Consider the following 21816-nt stretch of genomic DNA (forward strand, 5'->3'; position numbering starts at 1 on the left):
AACATGATCAAAGACCCCTTTGCCCGCCTGAACCTCGATCGCGAGGTCATCACCGTCAGCCAGCTCAATGGCCGTGCCCGTGTGTTGCTCGAAGATGTCTTCAGCAATATCTGGGTCGAAGGTGAAATCTCCAACTTGGCGCGTCCGGCGTCCGGGCACGTTTATTTCACGCTCAAGGACAGCGGCGCCCAGGTGCGCTGTGCCCTGTTCCGGCAGAACGCTCAACGTGTGCGCCAGGTGCTCAAGGATGGCGCAGCGGTGAAAGTGCGCGGCAAGGTCTCGCTGTTCGAAGGCCGTGGCGACTATCAGCTGATTCTCGACACCGTGGAGCCTGCCGGTGACGGCGCGCTGCGCATGGCGTTCGACGCGCTCAAGGTAAAGCTCGACGCCGAAGGTCTGTTCAGCAGCGAACGCAAGGTGGCCCTGCCGGCGCACCCGCAACGCATTGGTATCGTCAGTTCGCCGACCGGCGCGGTGATCCGCGACATCATCAGCGTGTTCCGTCGACGTGCCCCGCAGATCCAGCTGACCCTGATCCCGACCGCCGTGCAGGGCCGCGAGGCCACCGCACAGATCGTCCGCGCCCTGCGTCTGGCCGACGCACGTGGCTTCGATGCGATCATCCTGGCCCGTGGCGGCGGCTCGCTGGAGGACCTCTGGTGCTTCAACGAGGAAGCCGTGGCGCGCGCCGTCGATGCGTGCGTGACGCCCATCGTCAGCGCCGTGGGTCACGAGACCGACGTCTCCATCAGTGACTTCGTGGCCGATGTGCGTGCACCGACACCTTCTGCGGCCGCCGAGCTGCTGGCGCCGGATGCCGGCGACCTGCAACGGCGGCTCGACGGCCTGCAGCGACGCCTGGTGTTGCGCATGCACAATCGCCTGGCCCACGAACGCCTGCGCGTGGAGGGGCTGACCCGACGCCTGCGCCACCCCGGCGAGCGCCTGCGCCAGCAGGCACAACGCCTGGATGATCTGGACATGCGCATGCGCCGCGCCTTCGAGCGGCAGATGACTGCGCGTGCGCATCGCCTGGCGCAGTTGCAGACACGCCTGGCCGGGCAACATCCAGACCGTGTGCTGCGCCTGCTCAAGCAGCGCCTGGACGGCCTTGCCGAGCGCTTGCCGCGCGCCATGCGTGACACGCTCAAGGACCGGCGCCAGCAGTTGCAGAGCCAGGTGCAGACCTTGCACGTGGTCAGCCCGCTGGCCACCCTCGGACGCGGCTACAGCATCCTGCTCGACGAGCAGGGTCGGGCCATCCGCAGCGCCGAGCAGACCCAGCGTGGTCAGCGCCTGATCGCAAGATTGGGCGAAGGCGAGCTTGAAGTGCGTGTGGAAGACAATCACCTCACGCCCGTTACCCTTTCTTTACTGGATTGATCCATGCCGCGTTTTCTCGTTGTCGCCCTGCTGTTGTGCCTGTCCTCGTTCGCTCAGGCGGACAGCTACATCACCCGGCTGTTGAACAAGCCGGTGCCCGGCGGCGTGGCGGTGGTGGATCTGGGCAACGCCAGCCAGGCGCCCAAGGCGACCTACGATGGCAAGCCCGTGCTGGTGGTCAATGAGCAAGGTACCTGGCGCGCGATCGTCGGCATACCGTTGACCGCCAAGCCTGGCCAGGCGCAGGTCAGCGTGGCCGGTCGCGCCATCGGTTTCGAGATTGGCAGCAAGAAGTATCCCGAACAGCGGATCACCTTGAAGAATACCCGTCAGGTCAATCCCAACCCGGCGGACATCAAGCGCATCGACGGCGAACTCGCCGAACAGCTGCGCGCCTACCGCAGCTTCAGCCCCGGCACGCCGAGCAATCTGCTGCTGGACAAGCCGGTCAGCGGCCCCTTGTCGAGCAAGTTCGGTGTACGCCGTTTCTTCAATGGCGAGGAGCGCAATCCGCACGCCGGCCTGGATTTCGCGGTACCTGCCGGCACGCCGATCAAGACGCCTGCCAATGGCAAGGTGATTCTGGTGGGCGACTACTTCTTCAACGGCAACACGGTGTTCGTCGACCATGGGCAAGGGTTCATCAGCATGTTCTGCCACATGTCAAAGATCGACGTGAAGGTCGGCCAGGACCTGGTGCGCGGCGCCGTGGTCGGACGTGTAGGCTCCACAGGCCGCGCCACCGGGCCGCACATGCACTGGAACGTCAGCCTGAACGATGCCCGGGTCGATCCGGCAATCTTCATCAACGCCTTCCAGCCTTGATCCACCGGAAATCCTCTCAGCACTGCTTGACCTGTGGGAGCGGGCTCTGCCCGCGAAGGCTGCACTGTCGACCCAGCGCATTGCGCCGCCCCTTAAAGCCACGCAATCTCTGGCATCCCTTTCCAAATCTTCAGCAATAAAATCTCGCCTGTTCCAAGATACCCAACTCTCCTACCATTTTCCCCAACACCCTTGCCATTTTTCACCCCAGTGGTTAGGGTTGAGGTCATGAAAACCGCCCACACCCTCATCCAGCTCCGCCAGCACCGCAGCCTCTGCCTGGTCAGTGCACGACTGCCTGGCTGAAACGCGTCGCCTCGCCCCTCACCTTTTCGAATGACCGGCAGGCCCTTTCCCCAGGCTGCTCACCAAGGATTTTCACCATGTCCATGCTCAAAGTCCCGTCGCAGAAGTACCGCGCGTTCCCGACTATCGACCTCCCCGATCGCACCTGGCCGTCGAAGTCCATCACCGCCGCGCCCATCTGGTGCAGCTCCGACCTGCGCGACGGCAACCAGTCACTGATCGAACCCATGGATGCGGTCAAGAAACTGCGCTTCTGGAAGACCCTGGTCGCCGTGGGCGTGAAGGAAATCGAAGCCTCCTTCCCTTCTGCGTCGCAGACCGATTTCGATTTCGTGCGCACCTTGATCGAAGATGGCCACATCCCGGAAGACACGACCATTCAGGTCCTGACCCAGGCCCGCGAAGACCTCATCGCGCGCACCTTCGAATCGCTCAAGGGCGCCAAGAAAGCCATCGTTCACCTGTACAACGCCACTTCGCCGTCCTTCCGCAAGATCGTCTTCAACCAGGACAAACAGGGCGTCAAGGACATCGCGGTGAATGCCGCCAAGCTGTTCGTCAAATACGCAGCGCAGCAGCCGGAAACCCAGTGGACCTTCCAGTACTCGCCGGAGACGTTCAGCGCCACCGAGCTCGAGTTCGCCAAGGAAGTCTGTGATGCGGTGATCGAAGTGTGGAACCCCACCCCGCAGAACAAGGTGATCCTCAACCTGCCGGCGACCGTGGAAGTGTCCACCCCGAACATCTATGCCGATCAGATCGAATGGTTCGGCCGTCACATCAACCGTCGCGACAGCGTGCTGCTCAGCCTGCACACCCACAACGACCGTGGCACCGGCGTGGCCGCCACCGAACTGGGCCTGATGGCCGGTGCAGATCGCGTGGAAGGCTGCCTGTTCGGTAACGGCGAGCGGACCGGCAACGTCGATCTGGTGACCCTTGGCTTGAACCTGTACACCCAGGGCGTCGATCCCGAGCTGGACTTCTCCGACATCGACGGCATCCGCAAGGTGGTCGAGGAATGCAACCAGTTGCCGGTGCATCCGCGTCATCCGTACGTGGGTGATCTGGTTCATACCGCGTTTTCCGGCTCGCACCAGGACGCCATTCGCAAGGGTTTCACCCAGCAGAAGGAAGGCACGGTGTGGGAAGTGCCCTACCTGCCGATCGACCCGGCCGACATCGGGCGCAGCTACGAGGCGGTCATCCGCGTCAACAGCCAGTCGGGCAAGGGAGGCATCACCTACCTGCTCGAACAGGAATACGGCATCAGCCTGCCGCGTCGCATGCAGATCGAGTTCAGCCAGGTAGTACAGGGCGAGACCGACCGCCTGGGCCTTGAAATGACCGCTCAGCAGATCTATGCGCTGTTGCGCAAGGAGTACCTGCAGGCCAACACGCCCTATGCATTGATCAGCCATCGGTTGCAGGAAGAGAACGGCAACAGTGCGGTCGACGTGGAAGTGCACAGCGACGGTGAAACCCAGCACTGGCGCGGCAAGGGCAACGGCGCCCTGGAAGCGCTGGTCGCCTCCATGCCGGTCGCGGTCGAGATCATGGACTACAACGAGCATGCCATCGGCGCTGGCACCAATGCCAAGGCCGCGGCCTATATCGAGCTGCGTGTGGCCGGTGGACGTCCGGTGCATGGCGTGGGCGTGGATGAAAACATCACCACCGCCAGCTTCAAGGCGCTGTTCAGCGCACTGAATCGCTCGCTGAGCCAGCAGGAAGCCAAAGCTGCCTGAAACGGGTAGCCGCACAGGAACCGGCCCTTCGGGGCCGGTTTTTTTATGCCTGCGCGACCCCGTAGGAGCGGTCATCGGCCGCGAAAAACACCCCGCGGTGTGTCAGGCATGAGCGTTCCTAGCGCAACTCGTATTCGTCCGCGTCCAGGTGGGCCGGGAACTTGCTGCGATAGGCGTACAGGGCCTGGGCATCGAGGCTGGCATGAAACACGCCGTCGGCCTCACCCGCGCACAACAGGGTTTCGCCCTGAAAGTCCAACAACTGGCTGTCACCCGTGTAGGCAAAGCCCTTACCGTCGGTGCCCACCCGATTCACCGCCGCCACGTAGCAGAGGTTCTCGATCGCACGGGCCGGCAGCAGGCGGTTCCAGTGCATGCGCCGCGCGCCCGGCCAGTTGGCCGTGTACAGCAGCAGGTCGGTACCCTCGCCATCTCGGCTCCATACCGGAAAACGCAGGTCGTAACAGATCAACGGACGCACGCGCCAGCCCTTCACGGCGAACACCGCTTGGCGCTCGCCGGGGCTGTAGTGTTCGTGCTCCCCCGCCATGCGAAACAGATGACGCTTGTCGTAGTGCAGCATCCGCCCATCCGGGCAGGCCCACAGCAGGCGATTGCGGTAGCTGCCATCGGCAGCCTGGACGATCACGCTGCCGGTGACCACCGCACCGAGCTTGTTGGCCCACGCCAGCAGCCAGTCGTGTGTCACCCCGTTCTCCGGCTCGCACAGGCTTTCGGACTCCATTGAAAAGCCGGTGGTGAACATCTCGGGCAAGACCACCAGATCGGCGCCCTGGGCTTGTTCCAGCAAGGTATCGAAGTGTTCGAGATTGGCCTCGCGGTCGTGCCAGGCCAACTGGGTCTGGATCAACGCGATCTTTAGCTCTGGGGCCTGCTCGGCCAGGGTTGCTTCCGTCAGATTCGGCATAGTTTGTGGGCTGCCTCGCGCAGCGTCTCCTCACGTTTGGCGAAACACAAGCGAACCAGGCGCTGGTCCGCAACCGGCGTGCGATAGAACACCGAAACCGGAATGCTGGCTACGCCATGCTCACGCGTCAGCCACAGCGCCATGTCGACATCGTTGAGGTCGGGGCGGATCGCCGAATAGTCGACCAGCTGGAAATAGGTGCCGGGCGTAGGCACAAAGGTGAATCGCGAATCGGTCAGCAGATCGCAGAGCAGATCGCGCTTGCCCTGATAGAAACCAGGCAACGCGTCTACGTGGTCGGGGTGTTCAGCCATGTACTCGGCCAGGGCATGCTGCAATGGCGTGACGCCACAGAAACTGACGTACTGATGCACCTTGCGCAGCTCCCGAGTCAGCGCGGGCGGTGCGATCACGTAGCCGGTTTTCCAGCCGGTGACGTGATAGGTCTTGCCGAACGAGCTGACCACGAACGCCCGCTCGTACAGCCGCTCGCAGGCCAGCACGCTGGCATGGGCGATGCCATCGAACACCAGGTGCTCGTAGACCTCGTCGCTGAGGATGTAGATGTCGCGGTCGGCGATCAAGGTCGCCAGGCGGTCGAGTTCGGCGGCAGTGATCAGGGCACCGCTGGGATTGTGCGGCGAGTTGATCACGATCATTCGGGTACGCGCGTTGATCGCTTGGCCCAGTTGCGGCCAGTCGATGCTGAAATCCGCAGCATCCAGTTGCACGTGCACGCACGTGCCGCCCGCCAGTTCGACCGCAGGCTCGTAGCTGTCGTAGCAGGGATCGAACACGATCACTTCATCGCCGTGGCGAATGGTTGCCTGGATCGCGCAGAAAATCGCCTGGGTGGCGCCGGGGGTGATGGTGATTTCGCTTTCGGCATCCACACGACGCCGATACAACCGCTCGACCTTGGCCGCAACCTGTTCGCGCAGGGCGGGCAGACCGGTCATGGGCGAGTATTGGTTATGCCCGGCCAGCACATGCCGCCCGACGGCTTCGAGCAAGGCAGGCGGACCGTCGAAATCCGGGAAACCCTGAGACAGGTTCAAAGCGCCGGTTTGTGCGGCGAGCTGGGACATGGTGGTGAAGATGGTGGTGCCGACATTCGGCAGCTTGCTGCTGATCATGGGCCGCTCCCTGGGAAAACGTTTCCCAGTGTAGCAGGCGGATCGCATGCACCGCCGACGCGGCTTGCGCCGCTGCTACAGGGATTGCGGGGGGCCTGATGGAACGCATGCACCGCCGACGCGGCTTGCGCCGCTGCTACAGGAATTGCGGGGGGCCTGGTGGAACGCATGGGACGCCGACGCGGCTTGCGCCGCTGCTACGGGGATTGCGAGGGGCCTGATGGAACGCATGGAACGCCGACGCGGCTTGCGCCGCTGCTACGGGGATTGCGGGGGGCCTGATGGAACGCATGGAACGCCGACGCGGCTTGCGCCGCTGCTACAGGGATTGCGGGGGGCCTGATGGAACGCATGGAACGCCGACGCGGCTTGCGCCGCTGCTACAGGGATTGCGGGGGGCCTGATGGAACGTATGGAACGCCGACGCGGCTTGCGCCGCTGCTACGGGGATTGCGGGGCCTGATGGAACGCATGGAACGCCGACGCGGCTTGCGCCGCTGATACAGGTTACACATTCCCTGTAGCAGCGGCGCGAGCCGCGTCCGGCTGCGCCGCGGTCTGTCAGCGCTTGTCGCGGCGCTTCTTGTCGGCCTTCTTGTGGTGCGACATCAGGCGGCGTTTCTTGTTGACCTGGCGGTCGGTGAGCGTGTTCTTGTTGCCTTCGTACGGGTTCTCGCCACCCTTGAACTCGATACGGATCGGCGTACCGACCAGCTTGAGCACGCGGCGATACGTGTTTTCCAGATAGCGCACGTACGACTTCGGTACCTTCTCCACCTGGTTGCCGTGGATCACGATCAATGGCGGGTTGGCACCACCCAAGTGAGCGTAGCGCAGCTTGATCCGGCGGCTGTTGACCATCGGCGGCTGGTGCTCCTGCACCGCGTCCTCGAGGATCTGGGTCAGGCGGCTGGTCGGCCAGCGGGTGATCGCCGACTTGAACGATGCCTGCACCGAAGCATACAAGTTGCCCACGCCGGTGCCATGCAGCGCCGAAATGAAGTGGATGTCGGCGAAGTCGACGAAGAACAACCTCCGCTCCAGCTCGACCTTCACATAGTCGCGCTCGCTGGGCTGCATGCCGTCCCACTTGTTCAGCGCGATGACAATGGCGCGCCCGGTTTCCAGGGCGAAGCCCAGCAGGTTCAGGTCATGGTCGACCACGCCTTCGCGTGCATCCATGACGAAGATCACCACGTTGGCGTCCTTGATCGCTTGCAGCGTCTTGACCACCGAGAACTTCTCGACTTCCTCGTGGATCTTGCCGCGCTTGCGCACACCGGCCGTGTCGATCAGCGTGTACTTCTCTTCGTTGCGTTCGAAGGGAATGTAGATGCTGTCGCGAGTCGTACCTGGCTGGTCATAGACGATCACCCGGTCTTCGCCGAGCATGCGATTGACCAGCGTCGACTTGCCGACGTTGGGTCGACCGATGATGGCGATCTTGATGCCGTCCTTCTCGCTCGGGCCCGGAATGCGCACGGCTTCCTCGCCCTCGGCCACCTCGGCGTTGAGGTCGACTTCTTCCTCGTCGCGCGGGAACTCGCTCAAGGCGGCTTCGAGCAGCGCGTTGACACCGCGGCCCTGGGCACCGGCCACGGGGATGGCATCGCCCATGCCCAGTGGGGCGAATTCGGCCTTGGCCATCTCGGGGTCGACGTTGTCGACCTTGTTGGCGACCAAAAGCGAGCGCTTGTTACGCTTGCGCAGGTGCTCGGCAATCATCTGGTCGGCGGCGGTGAAACCCGCGCGCGCATCGACCAGAAACATCACGACATCGGCTTCTTCGATGGCCAGCAGCGACTGCTCGGCCATCTTCTCGTCCATGCCGTGTTCGTCACCGGAAATACCACCGGTGTCGACCAGAATGTAGGAACGCCCTTGCCAGCGCGCCTCACCGTATTGGCGATCACGGGTAAGACCAGACAGGTCGCCGACGATGGCGTCACGGCTTTTGGTCAGGCGGTTGAACATGGTGGATTTACCGACGTTGGGTCGGCCCACCAGGGCGATTACGGGAACCATGCGGCTCTCCACTGCGTTGATTCAGAAAATACAAAGGCCGCTGCAGGCAGCGGCCGGAGTTCGAGGCGCTTCAAACGAAGCGGCTTCCAGTCACCCGCGGGTGTCTGGAAGCATAGTCAATCACTGCTTGACGGTCAGGGCTTCCAGCTTGCCACTGTTGCCGTAAATATAAAGCATGTCGCCAACGACCAGCGGGCGAGCCCGTACACCGTCACTGTCGACCCGAGTACGGCTGACGAAACGACCGTCGACCTGACTCAGCAGGTGGACGTAACCTTCCAGGTCGCCCACCGCGATGTAGCTGGAAAACACTTCGGGGGCCGACAGCTGGCGACGCGCCAGTTGGTCGTTGCTCCACAGGGCGGTAGTGGAACGCTCGTCGACGCCCTCCACGGTGCCCGAGGCCAGGCTGGTGTAGACGTTGCCGAAGCCCTGCGCGACACCTGCGTAGCTGGAAGCATCGCGCTGCCACAGCACACGCCCGCTTTCCAGGTCCAGGCCGGCCATGCGGCCCTGGTAGGTGGTCACATACAGCGTGCCGCCGGACAACAGCAGGCCGCCGTCGATGTCGACCACGCGATCCAGTTCGGAACGGCCCTGAGGCACGGCGACCCGAGCTTCCCAGACCGGCACGCCGTTGGAGATGTCCAGAGCCACGACCTTGCCAGTCGACAGACCGGCGATCGCCAGCTGGTTGGTCACCAGAGGGGCGCCGGTACCGCGCAGGGTCAACACCGCTGGAGTGCTGTCGTAGATCCAGCGCTGATCACCGGTGCTGGCATCCAGACCGATCAGGCGATCGTCCTGGGTCTGCACCACCACGACGTTGCCGTTGTTGGCCGGTGGTGCCAGCACTTCGCTGTTCACGCGTTTTTTCCAGCGTTGCTCACCGGTGTCGGCATCGAGTGCGATCACGTCGCCGCGCAAGGTACCCAGGGTCACCAAGCCGTAGCTCACGCCCACGGCACCGGAAACCGGCTGGTCCAGGTCTTTTTTCCACAGCACGTCGCCGGTCATGCGGTTCATCGCGACCACCTCGCCCGTCACATCGGCGGCGTAGATGCGATCGTTCTCGATCGCCGGCACGAGCATGTTGTAGGTCTTGCCCTGGCCGTCGCCGATACCGCGGCTCCAGACCTTCTGCAAGGACACTTCTTCCTTGAAGTCGGTGAGTTCGGCCGGGGGCAGTTCCTTCTTGCTGTTGCTGCTGCAACCCACGGCCATCAAGGCCAGGGCCAGCAATGCTGCATGTTTCCAACGGATCACGTCACGCATCCCCTTTGGCCAGGTCGTCGAGCTTGATTTGAAGGCCACCCACCGCCGCTTCATCGGACAGCGCAGCCTTGGCTTTTTGATAGGCGGCATAGGCGTCGTTGCTGCGGCCCAGTTGCACCAGCAGGTCACCCTTGAGTTCTTCGCGGGCTGCCAGGAAGGCCTTGTCGGCATCGCCGTCGAGCAGCTTCAAGGCGTCTTCGGCCTTGTTCTGCGCGGCCAGGACCTGCGCCAGGCGCTGACGCGCCACTTCGCCCAAGGTGGTGTCGACCGGCTTGTCGACCACCGTCTTGAGTTCGGCGGCGGCATCATCGAGCTTGCCGGCATCGACGGCGGCCTTGGCCAGGAACAGGCTGGCGTACTGCGCATAGGCAGTGCCGCCGAACTCGTTCTTGAGCTTGCCGGCCAGGTCTGCCACCTGGGCGGTATCGGGCTTGCCGGTCGGGGTCAGGCTGGCTTCCAGCAACTGCTGGTACAGGTTGGAAGCGCTCTGCGACTGGTTGCTCTGATAGCGGGTCCAGGCTTGCCAGCCGAACACGACCACCAGGGCCAGCAGGCCACCGGTGACCAGGGGCTTGCCGTTACGCTGCCACCAGTCCTTGAGTTCGCCCATTTGTTCGTCTTCGGTACTCGACACCCCAATGCTCCTATTCGCGCAAATGCTTGATGCTTGCTTGATTCAGCCCTGCACAACGCAGGTCGCCAGATGGTCGGCCAACGCCGACCAGGCAATGTTCTGTTGTTCGCCCTGGCCGCGCAGGGGTTTGAAACCTACCACTTGTTGGGCCAGTTCGTCGTCCCCCAGGATCAAGGCGTACAAGGCACCGCTCTTGTCGGCCTTCTTGAACTGGCTCTTGAAACTGCCGGCACCGGCGTTGACCATCAGGCGCAGGCCCGGCACCTGGTCGCGCAGCCGCTCGGCCAGGGTCAGACCTGCCAACTCGGCCTGTTCGCCGAAAGCGCAGAGGTAGACGTCAACCTGCCGGGCAATGGATTCAGGCACCTGTTCCAGGGTTTCGAGCAACAGGATCAGACGCTCGATGCCCATGGCAAAACCCACGCCCGGCGTCGGCTTGCCACCCATCTGCTCGACGAGACCGTCATAGCGGCCGCCGGCACAGACGGTGCCCTGAGCGCCCAGTTTGTCGGTGACCCATTCGAAAACGGTCTTGCTGTAGTAGTCCAGGCCCCGCACCAGCTTGGGATTGATCACGTAGGGAATGCCGGCGGCATCCAGACGCGCCTTCAAGCCCTCGAAATGCACGCGTGACTCTTCGTCGAGATAATCGGCCAGCTTCGGCGCGTTGACCAATACCGCCTGGGTTTCCGGGTGCTTGGTATCGAGCACGCGCAACGGGTTGGTCTTCAGGCGGCGCTGGCTGTCTTCGTCGATCTGGTCCAGGTGCGCGGTGAGAAATTCCACCAACGCCTCGCGGTAGCGACCGCGGGCTTCGCTGGTGCCCAGGCTGTTGAGCTCCAGGGTGACCGCGTCGCGAATGCCCAGCAGTTTCCACAGGCGCCAAGTCAGCACGATCAGCTCGGCGTCGATGTCGGGACCGTCGAGGTTGAACACTTCCAGGCCAATCTGGTGGAACTGGCGATAGCGCCCCTTCTGCGGCCGTTCGTGGCGAAACATCGGGCCCATGTACCAGAGCTTCTGCACCTGGCCACCACCGCTCAGACCATGTTCGAGCACCGCGCGGACACAGGCTGCGGTGCCTTCGGGGCGCAGCGTGAGGGAATCGCCGTTGCGATCCTCGAAGGTGTACATCTCCTTTTCGACGATATCGGTGACTTCGCCGATGGAGCGCTTGAACAGGTCGGTGAACTCGACGATGGGCATGCGGATCTGGCGGTAGCCGTAACCGTCCAGCAAACCGGCCACAGTGCCTTCGAAGTAACGCCACAGCGGCGTCTGCTCCGGCAGGATGTCGTTCATGCCACGAATGGCTTGCAGAGTCTTGCTCACAAAATATCCTTAGAAATCCCTGTTAGCCGCGGACGATCAACGCCGCGTCGGCTTCGACCTTTTCCGCTGCCTTCTGCCGGATCAGCTTCTCGAGCTCATCCACCAGGTTGTCGTTGGTCAGTTTCTGCGACGGTTTGCCGTCGATGTAGATCAGGTTCGGCGTGCCACCGGTGAGGCCGACATGGGCTTCCTTGGCTTCGCCCGGACCGTTGACCACACAACCGATGACCGCGACGTCCAGCGGCACCAGCAGGTCTTCGAGACGGCCTTCGAGTTCGTTCATGGTCTTGACCACGTCGAAGTTCTGCCGCGAGCAGCTGGGGCAGGCGATGAAGTTGATGCCGCGCGAACGCAGGCGCAACGACTTGAGGATGTCGTAGCCGACCTTGACCTCTTCCACCGGATCGGCCGCCAAGGAAATGCGGATGGTGTCGCCGATGCCGTCGGCCAGCAGCATGCCCAGGCCGACCGCCGACTTGACCGTACCCGAGCGCAGGCCCCCGGCTTCGGTGATGCCCAGGTGCAGCGGCTGGACGATCTGCTTGGCCAGCAGACGATAGGCGTCGACGGCCATGAACACGTCGGATGCTTTCACGCTGACCTTGAAGTCGTGGAAATCCAGGCGCACCAGATGCTCGACATGACGCAGCGCCGACTCGACCAGCGCTTCCGGGGTCGGTTCGCCGTACTTCTTCTGCAGGTCCTTTTCCAGGGAGCCTGCGTTGACGCCGATACGGATCGGGATGCCACGATCGCGCGCGGCATCGACAACGGCGCGCACGCGGTCTTCGCGACCGATGTTGCCGGGGTTGATGCGCAGGCAGTCCACACCCAGCTCGGCCACCCGCAGGGCGATCTTGTAGTCGAAGTGGATGTCGGCCACCAGCGGCACGCTGACGCGCTGCTTGATGCGCCCGAAGGCCTCGGCGGCATCCATGTCGGGCACGGACACGCGCACGATGTCGGCGCCGGCATCGACAAGGCGCTGAATCTGCCCGACGGTGGCATCGACATCATTGGTGTCGGTGTTGGTCATGCTCTGTACGGCAATGGGCGCATCGCCCCCAACCGGTACCGAGCCGACCCATATTTTGCGCGATTCGCGGCGCTTGATCGGAGATTCACCGTGCATGTTATTGCCCCAGCTTCATGCGAGCAGTATTGCCCTTGGTAAAGGGTGCGACATCCACCGCTTGACCGTTGTAAGTCACCTGGGCGGCATTGGCCACGCCCAGGCGTATGGAAAGCGGCGGCTTGCCGCTGACCTGAAGATTTTCGCCACTGCGCTTGAGGCCGCTGTACAGCACCTTGCCGGTGGCATCGGTAACCTGGGTCCAGCAATCGGCGACGAAATTCATGCCGACCTGGCCCTGCCCGGCCACGGGCGCCTCGACTGGCGCAGGCGTTGCGACAGGGGCCGGTGCGGCAGGTGTTGTCGCAGTATTGGGTACAGGTGCGGGAACAGGCGTGGCAACGGTTGCAGATGGCTGGGTAGTCGTGGTCGCCGGTGTGCCGGTAGTGGCCGGGTCAACCGGGGTTTGGCCCTGCCCCAGGCTCAACGCGGTGGGTTCGCCTTCGCGAGCAGCCACCACGGCCTGGTCTTCAGGCTCGTCCAGTGGATGAATCTGGGTCGTGCCGTCGGCGCTTTCGACTTCGACGTGCTCCAGCGCAACGTTGGTAGGATCGGTGCCACGGGCAGTGGTCTTGTCCTGCCACCAGAGAAAGCCACCACCCACCAGGGCCAGCACCAGCATCAGGCTGACGATGCGCAGCAGGTTGTGAGCCAGGCGCGAAGGTTCTTCGATGCGGCCCAGGCCATGCACGTTGCTACCCTGCGCATTGGTGCCGGTGTACTGGTCGAACGCCTGCACCAGCACGGCCTGATCCAGGCCGAGCAATTTGGCATAGGCACGGATGTAGCCGCGGGAAAAAGTGTGGCCGGGCAGCTTGTCGAACGCCCCCGCTTCCAGGTTGGCCAAAGAAGCCGGGGTGAGGTTCAGCCGCGCGGCCACCTCGGGCAACGACCACGCTTTGCCTTCACGGGCCTGACGCAAGGTATCGCCGGGGTTAACACGAGAGCCTGCTGCTACTTCGGGATGCGCCGCTTTCATCTTTGCTCCGACAGGTATTGCTGATATTCCGGCGTACCGGGATAAAGCCGTTTGAGTTGCAGGCCATAACTGGCGGCCTTGTTCTTGTCTTCGTAGACTTTCGCCAGACGCGTGCCAAGCAGCAGGCTGCGCGCGGTTTGCTCGCTCAACTGGGTGAACCGGTCGTAATACTCCTTGGCCGGCACGTATTGCATGTCCTGGTACGACATTTCGGCCATTTCCAACAGCGCCCGGGGCTGCTGACGGTTGAGCCGCAGCGCTTTCTCCAGATTCTGCCGTGCCACCTCGCGCTGGCCCAGAGCTGCCGCTGTCATGCCCAGGTTTTCGAAGACCCGCGAGCGCTCTGGATAGAGCGTGTCGGCGGCGGCCTTCTCGAACAGTTCGTAGGCTTCCTTGTAGCGTTTCTGTTCATACAGGAAGCTGCCGTAGTTGTTCAGGATACGGGCATCGCTGCGTGCGTTCAAAGCCTTGCGAAAGTGCTGTTCGGCAAGCTCAGGTTCCATTTCCGCCTGGAACACCAGGGCCAGTGCCGCATTGGCGTCGGCGTCGGAACCGTTGAGCTCCAGGGCCTTCTTCAAGGGAATCTTGGCCCGCTCGGTACTGCCTTCCTGCAGGTATCCCAGACCCAGTTGCACGTAGGCCTGACGCGCCTCGTCCCGACCCTTGCTGGTGTCCATCGGATTGACCTTGCCCGTGGTGACGCAACCGGTCAGCAAGGCGAAGACGATCAGCAGCGCGGCGCGCAGGGTCATGGAGTTCCTCTCGTTCAGTTCCGATTCGCGGCAGTTTGCGGCATATCGGCCTCAGCGCCTAATTGGCGTACGGCGATGTAGCGTTCACTGCGACGCGTGCGGTCCATGACCTGCCCCACCAACTGACCACAGGCGGCGTCGATATCCTCGCCACGGGTGGTGCGCACGGTCACGTTGAAGCCGGCCTGGTGCAGGTGATCCTGGAAACGGCGGATGGCGTTGTTGCTCGGCCGCTCGTAACCGGAATGAGGGAACGGGTTGAACGGGATCAGGTTGATCTTGCACGGCACGTTCTTGAGCAGTTCGACCATTTCGATGGCATGGTCGAGCTGATCGTTGACGTCCTTGAGCAGGGTGTACTCGATGGTCAGCACACGCTTCTCGCCCAGTTGCGACATGTAGCGCTGGCACGACTCGAGCAGCATCTTGAGCGGGTACTTCTTGTTGATCGGTACCAACTGGTTGCGCAGCGCGTCGTTGGGCGCATGCAGCGACAGGGCCAGGGACACGTCGATGTGATCGGCGAGCACGTCGATCATCGGCACGACACCCGAGGTCGACAGGGTAACCCGGCGTTTGGAGATGCCATAGCCCAGGTCATCCATCATCAGGCGCATGGCCGAGATGACGTTGTCGAAGTTCAGCAGCGGCTCGCCCATGCCCATCATCACCACGTTGGTGATGGCACGGTCGACGGTCGCCGGGACGCTGCCGAAGGATTTGTTGGCAATCCACACCTGGCCGATGACTTCGGCGGCGGTGAGGTTGCTGTTGAAGCCTTGTTTGCCGGTGGAGCAGAAACTGCAATCCAGGGCACAGCCCGCCTGGGACGAAACACACAAGGTGCCGCGCTTGCCCTGGGGGATGTAGACGGTCTCGACGCAGCTGCCGGACGCCACGCGCACCACCCATTTGCGGGTGCCGTCGGTGGAAATGTCCTCGCTGACCACTTCGGGGCCGCGGATCTCGGCACAGGCCTTGAGCTTTTCGCGCAGGGCCTTGCCGACGTTGGTCATGGCATCGAAATCGTCCACGCCAAAATGGTGAATCCACTTCATGACCTGACCGGCACGAAAGCGCTTCTCCCCGATCGAGTCGAAGAACTGTTCCATTTCCGGTTGAGTCAGCCCCAACAGGTTCGTCTTGCCAGTCATATCAGTCATGGATTCACCTTCACTCGTGAGCCGTAGCTTAGCGAGTGGTTACTTCGGTAGTAGCGAAGAAGTATGCGATTTCGCGAGCAGCAGCGGCTTCGGAGTCCGAACCGTGAACGGCGTTGGCGTCGATCGACTCGGCGAAGTCGGCGCGGATGGTACCGGCAGCGGCTTCTTTAGGGTTGGTGGCACCCATCAGCTCGCGGTTCAGGGCGATGGCGTTTTCGCCTTCCAGAACCTGAACGACAACCGGGCCGGAAGTCATGAAGGCAACCAGTTCACCGAAGAAGCCACGAGCGCTGTGCTCGGCGTAGAAGCCTTCGGCCTCGGCCTTGGACAGTTGCTTGAGTTTCGAGGCAACGACGCGCAGACCGGCTTTTTCGAAACGAGTGGTGATCTCGCCGATGACGTTCTTGGCGACAGCGTCGGGCTTGATGATGGAGAAAGTACGTTGAACAGCCATGTGAAACTCCAGAAACGGTGATTGAAGCGAAAAATTAAACCCGCGAATTATACGCGGGTTCCGGGGTATTGCCTAACCTGCAAATCGATCAGTCTTTTTCGGCGGCCCAGAGGGTCTGCACCGCTTCGAGCACCTTCTCGCCGACGCGACCGGAGGTGTCGTCGAAATCCGGCAGCGCCTTGATCATCTGCTGCAGGCGGGTGAAACCGATCGAATACGGGTCCAGATCCGGGTGCTGCTCTTCCAGCTCCTCGGCAATGCGCTGTACATCATTCCAACCATAGCTCATGACAATCCCTCGGTCAGTGCGGCGCTTCGGCGGCGTGATTGAGCGAGTACTTGGGAATCTCGACGGTGATGTCCTCGGTGCCGACCTTGGCCTGGCAGCTCAGACGCGAAGTCGGCTCCAGCCCCCAGGCGCGATCAAGGAAGTCTTCTTCCAGCTCGTCGGCTTCTTCGAGCGTGTTGAAACCGGCGCGGATCACGCAGTGGCAGGTGGTGCAGGCGCAGACGCCGCCGCAGGCACTCTCGATCTCGATGTGATGATCGTGGGCGACGTCGAGCAGCGACCTGCCGGTTTCAGCCTCGACCACCATACCGTCCGGGCAATGCTCGGCGTGGGGCAGAAATGTCACCTTCGGCATCAGTTATTCCTCAATTTCATTCAGGTTGCGCCCTGACAGGGCGTCTTTCACGGCATTGTTCATGCGACGCGCGGCGAACGCATCGGTCACCTGCGACAGCAGCTTGGTCTGCTGTTCGATGGCCGGACCGTCACTGCCTTTGACCAGCGTGCGCAACTCGTCCATCTGCAGGCCGATCACCATGCGCTCCTCGTCGTCGAGCAGGCGCTCGCCGTCGGCGTCCAGCGCGGCCTGTACGGCCTCGATCAGACGCTCACCGTCGACCTGGTGTTCACGCAACTGGCGAGCGACCTTGTCGTCACCGGCGTACTGGAAGGAATCGGTGAGCATCCGGGCGATCTCGCCGTCGGTCAGACCGTAGGACGGCTTGACCTGAATGCTCGCCTCGACACCCGAACCCAGCTCGCGGGCGGACACACTGAGCAGACCATCGGCATCGACCTGGAAGGTGACGCGGATCTTCGCCGCACCAGCCACCATGGCAGGAATGCCACGCAGCTCGAAACGGGCCAGGGACCGGCAGTCGCTGATCAGCTCGCGCTCACCCTGCAGCACATGCACCAGCAAGGCCGACTGGCCGTCTTTATAAGTGGTGAAATCCTGGGCACGAGCGACGGGAATGGTGGTATTGCGCGGTATCACCTTCTCCATCAGCCCGCCCATGGTTTCCAGCCCCAGGGACAAGGGAATGACGTCGAGCAGCAACAGTTCGCCGCCGTCACGCTTGTTGCCGGCCAGCGTATCGGCCTGGATGGCGGCACCGATAGCCACGACCTGATCCGGGTCGATGTCGGTCAGGGGCTGGCGCCCGAACAGCTCGCCCACCGATTCACGCACACGCGGAACGCGAGTGGAACCGCCGACCATGACCACGGCGAGAATCTCGTCGATCTCGATGTTCGCGTCACGCACGGCGCGTCGGCAGGCCTTGAGGCTGCGCGCGACCATGGGCTCGATCAGGGCCTGGAAAGCATCACGGGTAAGTTCCGCGCTCCAGCTGCCGTAGGTGATGGTGGTGCTGTGCGCCTGGCTCAACGCCTCCTTGGCAGCGCAGGCCGCCTGGAGCAATTGGCGCTGCGCACCAGGGTCGAGGTTGGCGGATACACCGGCCTGCTCGACGATCCAACCGGCGACGGCATGGTCAAAGTCATCGCCGCCCAGCGCGCTGTCGCCGCCGGTGGCCAGCACTTCGAACACACCGCCGGTGAGGCGCAGGATGGAAATGTCGAATGTCCCGCCACCCAGGTCGTAGATCGCCACCAACCCTTCGGCATGTTGATCCAGGCCATAGGCCACGGCCGCGGCGGTGGGCTCGTTGAGCAGGCGCAAGACGTTCAGACCGGCCAAACGCGCAGCGTCCTTGGTGGCCTGACGCTGGGCATCGTCGAAATAGGCAGGCACGGTGATTACCGCCCCCACCAGCTCGCCACCCAGGGTGTCTTCGGCACGCTGACGCAGGGCCTTGAGGATGTCGGCGGACACTTCCACCGGACTCTTCGGGCCCTGCGCGGTTTCGATGAACGGCATGTGCGACTCGCCACCGACGAAGCGGTAGGGCAATTGCTCGCCCAGTTGCTTGACGTCGGTCAGGCCGCGGCCCATCAGGCGCTTGACCGAGAGCACGGTGTTGAGCGGATCGCTGGCAGCGGCGGCCTTGGCAGCCGCTCCCACTTCGATGCGGTCGGCATGATAGCGCACGGCGGACGGCAGGATGACCTGCCCGTCTGCGTCCGCCAGGGGTTCGGAGAGACCGCTGCGCAGCGCAGCGACCAGCGAATTGGTAGTGCCCAGGTCGATCCCCACGGCCAGACGACGCTGGTGTGGTTGAGGACTCTGGCCAGGTTCGGCGATCTGCAGTAGGGCCATGCTTATCAGGTCAGGAATTCAGGCGTGCGGCCGTAGCGACACTGGGTTAATCGTCGAGGCGCTCTTCGAGCTGGCGCACTTCATAGGAAAGCTTGTCGAGGAACTGCATGCGCCGCATCAGGCGTTCGGCCTGTTCGCGTTGCGCAGCGTCATCCCAACAGGCAGCGAAGCTGTCTTCGAGTTCAGCCTGCGCGGTCTTGACCCGGCGCTTGAACGTTGCCACGCCCGCCAGGTCGGCACTGTCTTGCAGGTCTTCGAGTTCTTCGCGCCACTGCATCTGCTGCAGAAGAAAGTCCGGATCGTGGACCGTGACTTCCTGCGGTACTTCCTGACCACTGATGGACAGCAAGTAGCGCGCACGCTTGGGCGCCGCCTTCAAGGTCTGGTAGGCGTCGTTCAGGCCCGCAGACTTTTCGAGAGCCTGACGCTGCTCACGCTCGGAGGCATCGGCAAAGCGATCGGGATGGACCTCGCGGGCCAACTCGCGATAGCGCGTGGCCAGTTGATCGAGGTCCAGGCGAAAGCCGGGCTTGAGGTCGAACAGGGCGAAATGACAAGGAGTACCCACGGATGCGCCTCAGATATTGAAGCTTTCGCCGCAGCCACATTCGCCGCGCACGTTGGGGTTGTTGAACTTGAAGCCTTCGTTCAACCCTTCCTTGACGAAATCGAGTTCGGTGCCGTCCAGGTAGACCAGGCTCTTGGGATCGATGATCACCTTGACGCCGTGGTTCTCGAAGACCTTGTCTTCGCTACCGGCTTCATCGACGAACTCCAGCACGTAGGCCAGGCCCGAGCAACCGGTGGTGCGTACGCCCAAGCGAATGCCGTCACCCTTGCCACGCCCCTGGAGGGAACGACGAACATGGTTGGCGGCGGCTTCTGTCATGCTGATAGCCATCGTGACTCCTTACCTGCAAACGGTTTCGCGCGAGCGGTCACCCGCACCGCGCTGTATCGAACCTTCGACTGCGTCCAGCTTCGCTCTGACTCAGAGCAGACCTTTCTTCTGCTTGTAGTCGCGTACGGCCGCCTTGATGGCGTCCTCGGCGAGCACCGAGCAATGGATCTTCACCGGCGGCAAAGCCAGTTCTTCGGCCAGCTGGGTATTCTTGATGGTTTCGGCTTCGTCCAGGGTCTTGCCCTTCATCCACTCGGTGGCGAGGGAGCTGGAAGCGATGGCCGAACCGCAGCCGTAGGTCTTGAACTTGGCATCTTCGATGATGCCCTGCTCGTTGACACGGATCTGCAGACGCATCACATCGCCGCACGCCGGAGCGCCGACCATGCCGGTGCCGACGTCGGCATCTTCGGCGTCCATCTTGCCCACGTTACGTGGGTTTTCGTAGTGGTCGATGACCTTTTCACTGTAAGCCATGGTATTGATCCTTACTGAAACTCATCAGGTAAGCCGCTCTTGTCGGCAGCTACTTAGTGCGCCGCCCACTCGATCTTCGAGATATCGACACCGTCTTTGTACATGTCCCACAACGGCGACAGAGCGCGCAGCTTGGTAACGGCCTCGCAGACTTTCTGCGCGGCGTAATCGACTTCTTCTTCGGTGGTGAAGCGACCGAAGGTGAAACGGATGGAGCTGTGGGCCAACTCGTCGTTGCGGCCCAGGGCGCGCAGTACATACGAGGGCTCGAGCGAGGCCGAGGTGCACGCCGAACCGGAAGACACTGCCAGGTCCTTGAGGGCCATGATCAGCGACTCGCCTTCGACATAGTTGAAGGACAGGTTCAGGTTGTGCGGCACACGGGCCGTCAGGCTGCCGTTGACGTACAGCTCTTCGAGGTTCTCGACCTGCTGGTAGAAGCGATCGCTCAGCGCCTTGATGCGCAGGTTTTCGCTGGCCATGGTTTCCTTGGCGATGCGGAAGGCTTCGCCCATGCCGACGATCTGGTGCGTGGCCAGGGTGCCCGAACGCATGCCGCGCTCGTGACCGCCGCCGTGCATGGCCGCTTCGAGGCGAACACGCGGCTTGCGGCTGACGTACAGCGCGCCGATACCCTTGGGACCGTAGGTCTTGTGCGCCGAGAACGACATCAGGTCGACCTTCAGTGCCGACAGGTCGATCTCGACCTTGCCGGTGGACTGGGCGGCATCGACGTGGAACAGCACGCCGCGCGAGCGAGTCAGCTCGCCGATGGCAGCGATGTCGTTGATCACGCCGATTTCGTTGTTCACATGGATGACCGAGACCAGGATGGTGTCGTCACGCATGACCGCTTCGATCATGGCCGGAGTGACCAGACCGTCGGTGCCGGGCTCCAGATAGGTGACGTCGAAACCTTCACGCTCGAGCTGGCGGGTGGTATCCAGGACCGCCTTGTGCTCGATCTTGGTGGTGATGATGTGCTTGCCCTTGGTCTGGTAGAAGTGCGCCACACCTTTGATCGCGAGGTTGTCGGACTCGGTGGCACCGCTGGTCCAGACAATCTCGCGCGGGTCGGCACCGACCAGATCAGCCACTTGGCGACGGGCGTTCTCGACGGCTTCTTCAGCCTTCCAGCCGAACACGTGCGAACGGGAAGCCGGGTTACCGAAGTTCCCGTCCATCTGCAGGCATTCGATCATCTTCTGTGCAACGCGAGGATCCACTGGCGTGGTCGCGGAGTAATCGAGGTAAATCGGCAACTTCATTGGTATCTCCTATCAGGCGGCTAACCTGGCTTTCTCATTCGACGGCAGACGTTTCGATCTTGTCCAGGCGCTGCATGCGGCCGTTGCTGTTGCAACGACGCAGATCCTGGCGCTGAGCGACTTCTTGCACCTCACGACGAGTGACAAGGTCGGACAGACTGATACCGCTCAAAAATTCGTGAATCTGCTGGCTGAGGTCACACCACAGATGGTGGGTCAGGCAGGTGTCACCGGCGTGGCAATCACCCAGGCCCTGGCACTTGGTGGCATCGACCGATTCGTTGACCGCGTCGATGACCTGTGCAACCTGGATGCCTTCCATTTCACGGGACAGCTGATAACCACCGCCGGGACCACGCACGCTGGACACCAGGTTGCCCCGGCGCAGCTTGGCGAACAGTTGCTCCAGGTAGGACAGGGATATGCCCTGGCGCTCGGAGATGTCGGCCAATGAGACCGGGCCACGCTGCGCGTGCAATGCCAGGTCGAGCATGGCAGTGACGGCGTATCGGCCTTTCGTTGTCAGTCGCATGGCTAGTACCACGGGTTCTCGGAATAGGTTCGATCATCCTATTTCCGAGTAAATTT

At 62.6% G+C, this 21816-nt stretch carries 22 protein-coding genes; 3 read left to right on the forward strand and 19 right to left on the reverse strand.

What is annotated here, in order from left to right:
* The first annotated feature begins 3 nt into the window (after positions 1-3).
* From xseA to leuA, 3 genes are all read left to right on the forward strand, one after another.
* A complete protein-coding gene (gene xseA / locus ABMD26_RS06955) occupies positions 4-1383 on the forward strand; it encodes an exodeoxyribonuclease VII large subunit (RefSeq protein ID WP_134721744.1) in 1380 nt (459 codons plus the stop codon).
* A 3-nt stretch (positions 1384-1386) separates the two neighbouring features.
* The gene (locus ABMD26_RS06960) at positions 1387-2208 is read left to right on the forward strand and encodes a peptidoglycan DD-metalloendopeptidase family protein (protein ID WP_134721743.1); all 822 of its coding nucleotides are present in this window, start codon (positions 1387-1389) and stop codon (positions 2206-2208) included.
* Between the two features lie 383 nt (positions 2209-2591).
* On the forward strand, positions 2592-4262 hold the full coding sequence (leuA, locus tag ABMD26_RS06965) for a 2-isopropylmalate synthase (protein ID WP_134721742.1): 1671 nt from the start codon (positions 2592-2594) through the stop codon (positions 4260-4262).
* A gap of 118 nt (positions 4263-4380) precedes the next feature.
* Here leuA and ABMD26_RS06970 read toward each other — a convergent pair whose 3' ends face one another.
* From ABMD26_RS06970 to iscR, 19 genes are all read right to left on the reverse strand, one after another.
* On the reverse strand, positions 4381-5190 hold the full coding sequence (locus ABMD26_RS06970) for an amidohydrolase (RefSeq protein ID WP_134721741.1): 810 nt from the start codon (positions 5188-5190) through the stop codon (positions 4381-4383).
* Entirely contained in the window at positions 5178-6326 is a 1149-nt protein-coding gene (locus ABMD26_RS06975) for a pyridoxal phosphate-dependent aminotransferase (RefSeq protein ID WP_134721740.1), read from the reverse strand. The genes ABMD26_RS06970 and ABMD26_RS06975 overlap by 13 nt, the downstream gene beginning before the upstream one ends.
* A 561-nt stretch (positions 6327-6887) precedes the next feature.
* Positions 6888-8351, reverse strand: coding sequence for a ribosome biogenesis GTPase Der (gene der, locus ABMD26_RS06980; RefSeq protein ID WP_049861908.1), 1464 nt, complete (start codon positions 8349-8351; stop codon positions 6888-6890).
* A gap of 120 nt (positions 8352-8471) precedes the next feature.
* A complete protein-coding gene (gene bamB / locus ABMD26_RS06985) occupies positions 8472-9626 on the reverse strand; it encodes an outer membrane protein assembly factor BamB (RefSeq protein WP_049861907.1) in 1155 nt (384 codons plus the stop codon).
* Positions 9619-10260, reverse strand: coding sequence for a YfgM family protein (locus ABMD26_RS06990; RefSeq protein WP_134721739.1), 642 nt, complete (start codon positions 10258-10260; stop codon positions 9619-9621). Before ABMD26_RS06990 ends, bamB begins: the two co-directional genes overlap by 8 nt.
* A gap of 42 nt (positions 10261-10302) precedes the next feature.
* A complete protein-coding gene (gene hisS, locus ABMD26_RS06995) occupies positions 10303-11592 on the reverse strand; it encodes a histidine--tRNA ligase (RefSeq protein WP_049861905.1) in 1290 nt (429 codons plus the stop codon).
* 22 nt (positions 11593-11614) lie between these two features.
* Entirely contained in the window at positions 11615-12724 is a 1110-nt protein-coding gene (gene ispG, locus ABMD26_RS07000) for a flavodoxin-dependent (E)-4-hydroxy-3-methylbut-2-enyl-diphosphate synthase (protein WP_049861904.1), read from the reverse strand.
* Position 12725: 1 nt separating this feature from the next.
* Complete coding sequence (locus ABMD26_RS07005) at positions 12726-13703, reverse strand: RodZ domain-containing protein (protein WP_134721738.1); 978 nt, start codon at positions 13701-13703, stop codon at positions 12726-12728.
* The gene (gene pilW / locus ABMD26_RS07010; RefSeq protein ID WP_049861902.1) at positions 13700-14455 is read right to left on the reverse strand and encodes a type IV pilus biogenesis/stability protein PilW; all 756 of its coding nucleotides are present in this window, start codon (positions 14453-14455) and stop codon (positions 13700-13702) included. Before pilW ends, ABMD26_RS07005 begins: the two co-directional genes overlap by 4 nt.
* Positions 14456-14469: 14 nt before the next feature.
* Positions 14470-15618, reverse strand: coding sequence for a dual-specificity RNA methyltransferase RlmN (rlmN, locus tag ABMD26_RS07015; protein ID WP_056844991.1), 1149 nt, complete (start codon positions 15616-15618; stop codon positions 14470-14472).
* 28 nt (positions 15619-15646) lie between these two features.
* A complete protein-coding gene (gene ndk, locus ABMD26_RS07020; RefSeq protein ID WP_043186559.1) occupies positions 15647-16072 on the reverse strand; it encodes a nucleoside-diphosphate kinase in 426 nt (141 codons plus the stop codon).
* A gap of 88 nt (positions 16073-16160) precedes the next feature.
* On the reverse strand, positions 16161-16361 hold the full coding sequence (iscX, locus tag ABMD26_RS07025) for a Fe-S cluster assembly protein IscX (protein WP_049861900.1): 201 nt from the start codon (positions 16359-16361) through the stop codon (positions 16161-16163).
* A gap of 13 nt (positions 16362-16374) precedes the next feature.
* A complete protein-coding gene (gene fdx / locus ABMD26_RS07030; protein ID WP_043186555.1) occupies positions 16375-16716 on the reverse strand; it encodes an ISC system 2Fe-2S type ferredoxin in 342 nt (113 codons plus the stop codon).
* A gap of 3 nt (positions 16717-16719) precedes the next feature.
* On the reverse strand, positions 16720-18582 hold the full coding sequence (gene hscA, locus ABMD26_RS07035; protein WP_354308735.1) for a Fe-S protein assembly chaperone HscA: 1863 nt from the start codon (positions 18580-18582) through the stop codon (positions 16720-16722).
* Positions 18583-18628: 46 nt separating this feature from the next.
* On the reverse strand, positions 18629-19150 hold the full coding sequence (gene hscB, locus ABMD26_RS07040; protein WP_056844989.1) for a co-chaperone HscB: 522 nt from the start codon (positions 19148-19150) through the stop codon (positions 18629-18631).
* A 9-nt stretch (positions 19151-19159) separates the two neighbouring features.
* On the reverse strand, positions 19160-19483 hold the full coding sequence (gene iscA, locus ABMD26_RS07045) for an iron-sulfur cluster assembly protein IscA (protein WP_049861896.1): 324 nt from the start codon (positions 19481-19483) through the stop codon (positions 19160-19162).
* A 90-nt stretch (positions 19484-19573) separates the two neighbouring features.
* Positions 19574-19960, reverse strand: a complete 387-nt coding sequence (iscU, locus tag ABMD26_RS07050; protein WP_043186545.1) for a Fe-S cluster assembly scaffold IscU — start codon at positions 19958-19960, stop codon at positions 19574-19576.
* Positions 19961-20013: 53 nt separating this feature from the next.
* The gene (locus ABMD26_RS07055; protein ID WP_134721736.1) at positions 20014-21228 is read right to left on the reverse strand and encodes an IscS subfamily cysteine desulfurase; all 1215 of its coding nucleotides are present in this window, start codon (positions 21226-21228) and stop codon (positions 20014-20016) included.
* 34 nt (positions 21229-21262) lie between these two features.
* Positions 21263-21760: a Fe-S cluster assembly transcriptional regulator IscR gene (iscR, locus tag ABMD26_RS07060; RefSeq protein WP_056844988.1), complete on the reverse strand. Its 498-nt coding sequence runs from the start codon at positions 21758-21760 to the stop codon at positions 21263-21265.
* Positions 21761-21816 lie beyond the last annotated feature (56 nt).

The organism is Pseudomonas sp. PvP001 (assembly GCF_040546375.1).
GTDB lineage: Bacteria > Pseudomonadota > Gammaproteobacteria > Pseudomonadales > Pseudomonadaceae > Aquipseudomonas > Aquipseudomonas coleopterorum.

Coding starts and splice junctions, on each gene's coding strand:
- iscA (WP_049861896.1), bottom strand. CDS start 19,483: ATGGCTATCAGCATGACAGAAGCCGCCGCCAACCATGTTCGTCGTTCC.
- iscU (WP_043186545.1), bottom strand. CDS start 19,960: ATGGCTTACAGTGAAAAGGTCATCGACCACTACGAAAACCCACGTAAC.
- fdx (WP_043186555.1), bottom strand. CDS start 16,716: ATGCCGAAGGTGACATTTCTGCCCCACGCCGAGCATTGCCCGGACGGT.
- ispG (WP_049861904.1), bottom strand. CDS start 12,724: ATGCACGGTGAATCTCCGATCAAGCGCCGCGAATCGCGCAAAATATGG.
- hscA (WP_354308735.1), bottom strand. CDS start 18,582: ATGGCCCTACTGCAGATCGCCGAACCTGGCCAGAGTCCTCAACCACAC.
- iscX (WP_049861900.1), bottom strand. CDS start 16,361: ATGAGCTATGGTTGGAATGATGTACAGCGCATTGCCGAGGAGCTGGAA.
- pilW (WP_049861902.1), bottom strand. CDS start 14,455: ATGACCCTGCGCGCCGCGCTGCTGATCGTCTTCGCCTTGCTGACCGGT.
- ABMD26_RS07005 (WP_134721738.1), bottom strand. CDS start 13,703: ATGAAAGCGGCGCATCCCGAAGTAGCAGCAGGCTCTCGTGTTAACCCC.
- ABMD26_RS06960 (WP_134721743.1), top strand. CDS start 1,387: ATGCCGCGTTTTCTCGTTGTCGCCCTGCTGTTGTGCCTGTCCTCGTTC.
- ABMD26_RS06975 (WP_134721740.1), bottom strand. CDS start 6,326: ATGATCAGCAGCAAGCTGCCGAATGTCGGCACCACCATCTTCACCACC.
- leuA (WP_134721742.1), top strand. CDS start 2,592: ATGTCCATGCTCAAAGTCCCGTCGCAGAAGTACCGCGCGTTCCCGACT.
- ABMD26_RS07055 (WP_134721736.1), bottom strand. CDS start 21,228: ATGAAGTTGCCGATTTACCTCGATTACTCCGCGACCACGCCAGTGGAT.
- ndk (WP_043186559.1), bottom strand. CDS start 16,072: ATGGCTGTTCAACGTACTTTCTCCATCATCAAGCCCGACGCTGTCGCC.
- rlmN (WP_056844991.1), bottom strand. CDS start 15,618: ATGACTGATATGACTGGCAAGACGAACCTGTTGGGGCTGACTCAACCG.
- der (WP_049861908.1), bottom strand. CDS start 8,351: ATGGTTCCCGTAATCGCCCTGGTGGGCCGACCCAACGTCGGTAAATCC.
- bamB (WP_049861907.1), bottom strand. CDS start 9,626: ATGCGTGACGTGATCCGTTGGAAACATGCAGCATTGCTGGCCCTGGCC.
- iscR (WP_056844988.1), bottom strand. CDS start 21,760: ATGCGACTGACAACGAAAGGCCGATACGCCGTCACTGCCATGCTCGAC.
- xseA (WP_134721744.1), top strand. CDS start 4: ATGATCAAAGACCCCTTTGCCCGCCTGAACCTCGATCGCGAGGTCATC.
- ABMD26_RS06970 (WP_134721741.1), bottom strand. CDS start 5,190: ATGCCGAATCTGACGGAAGCAACCCTGGCCGAGCAGGCCCCAGAGCTA.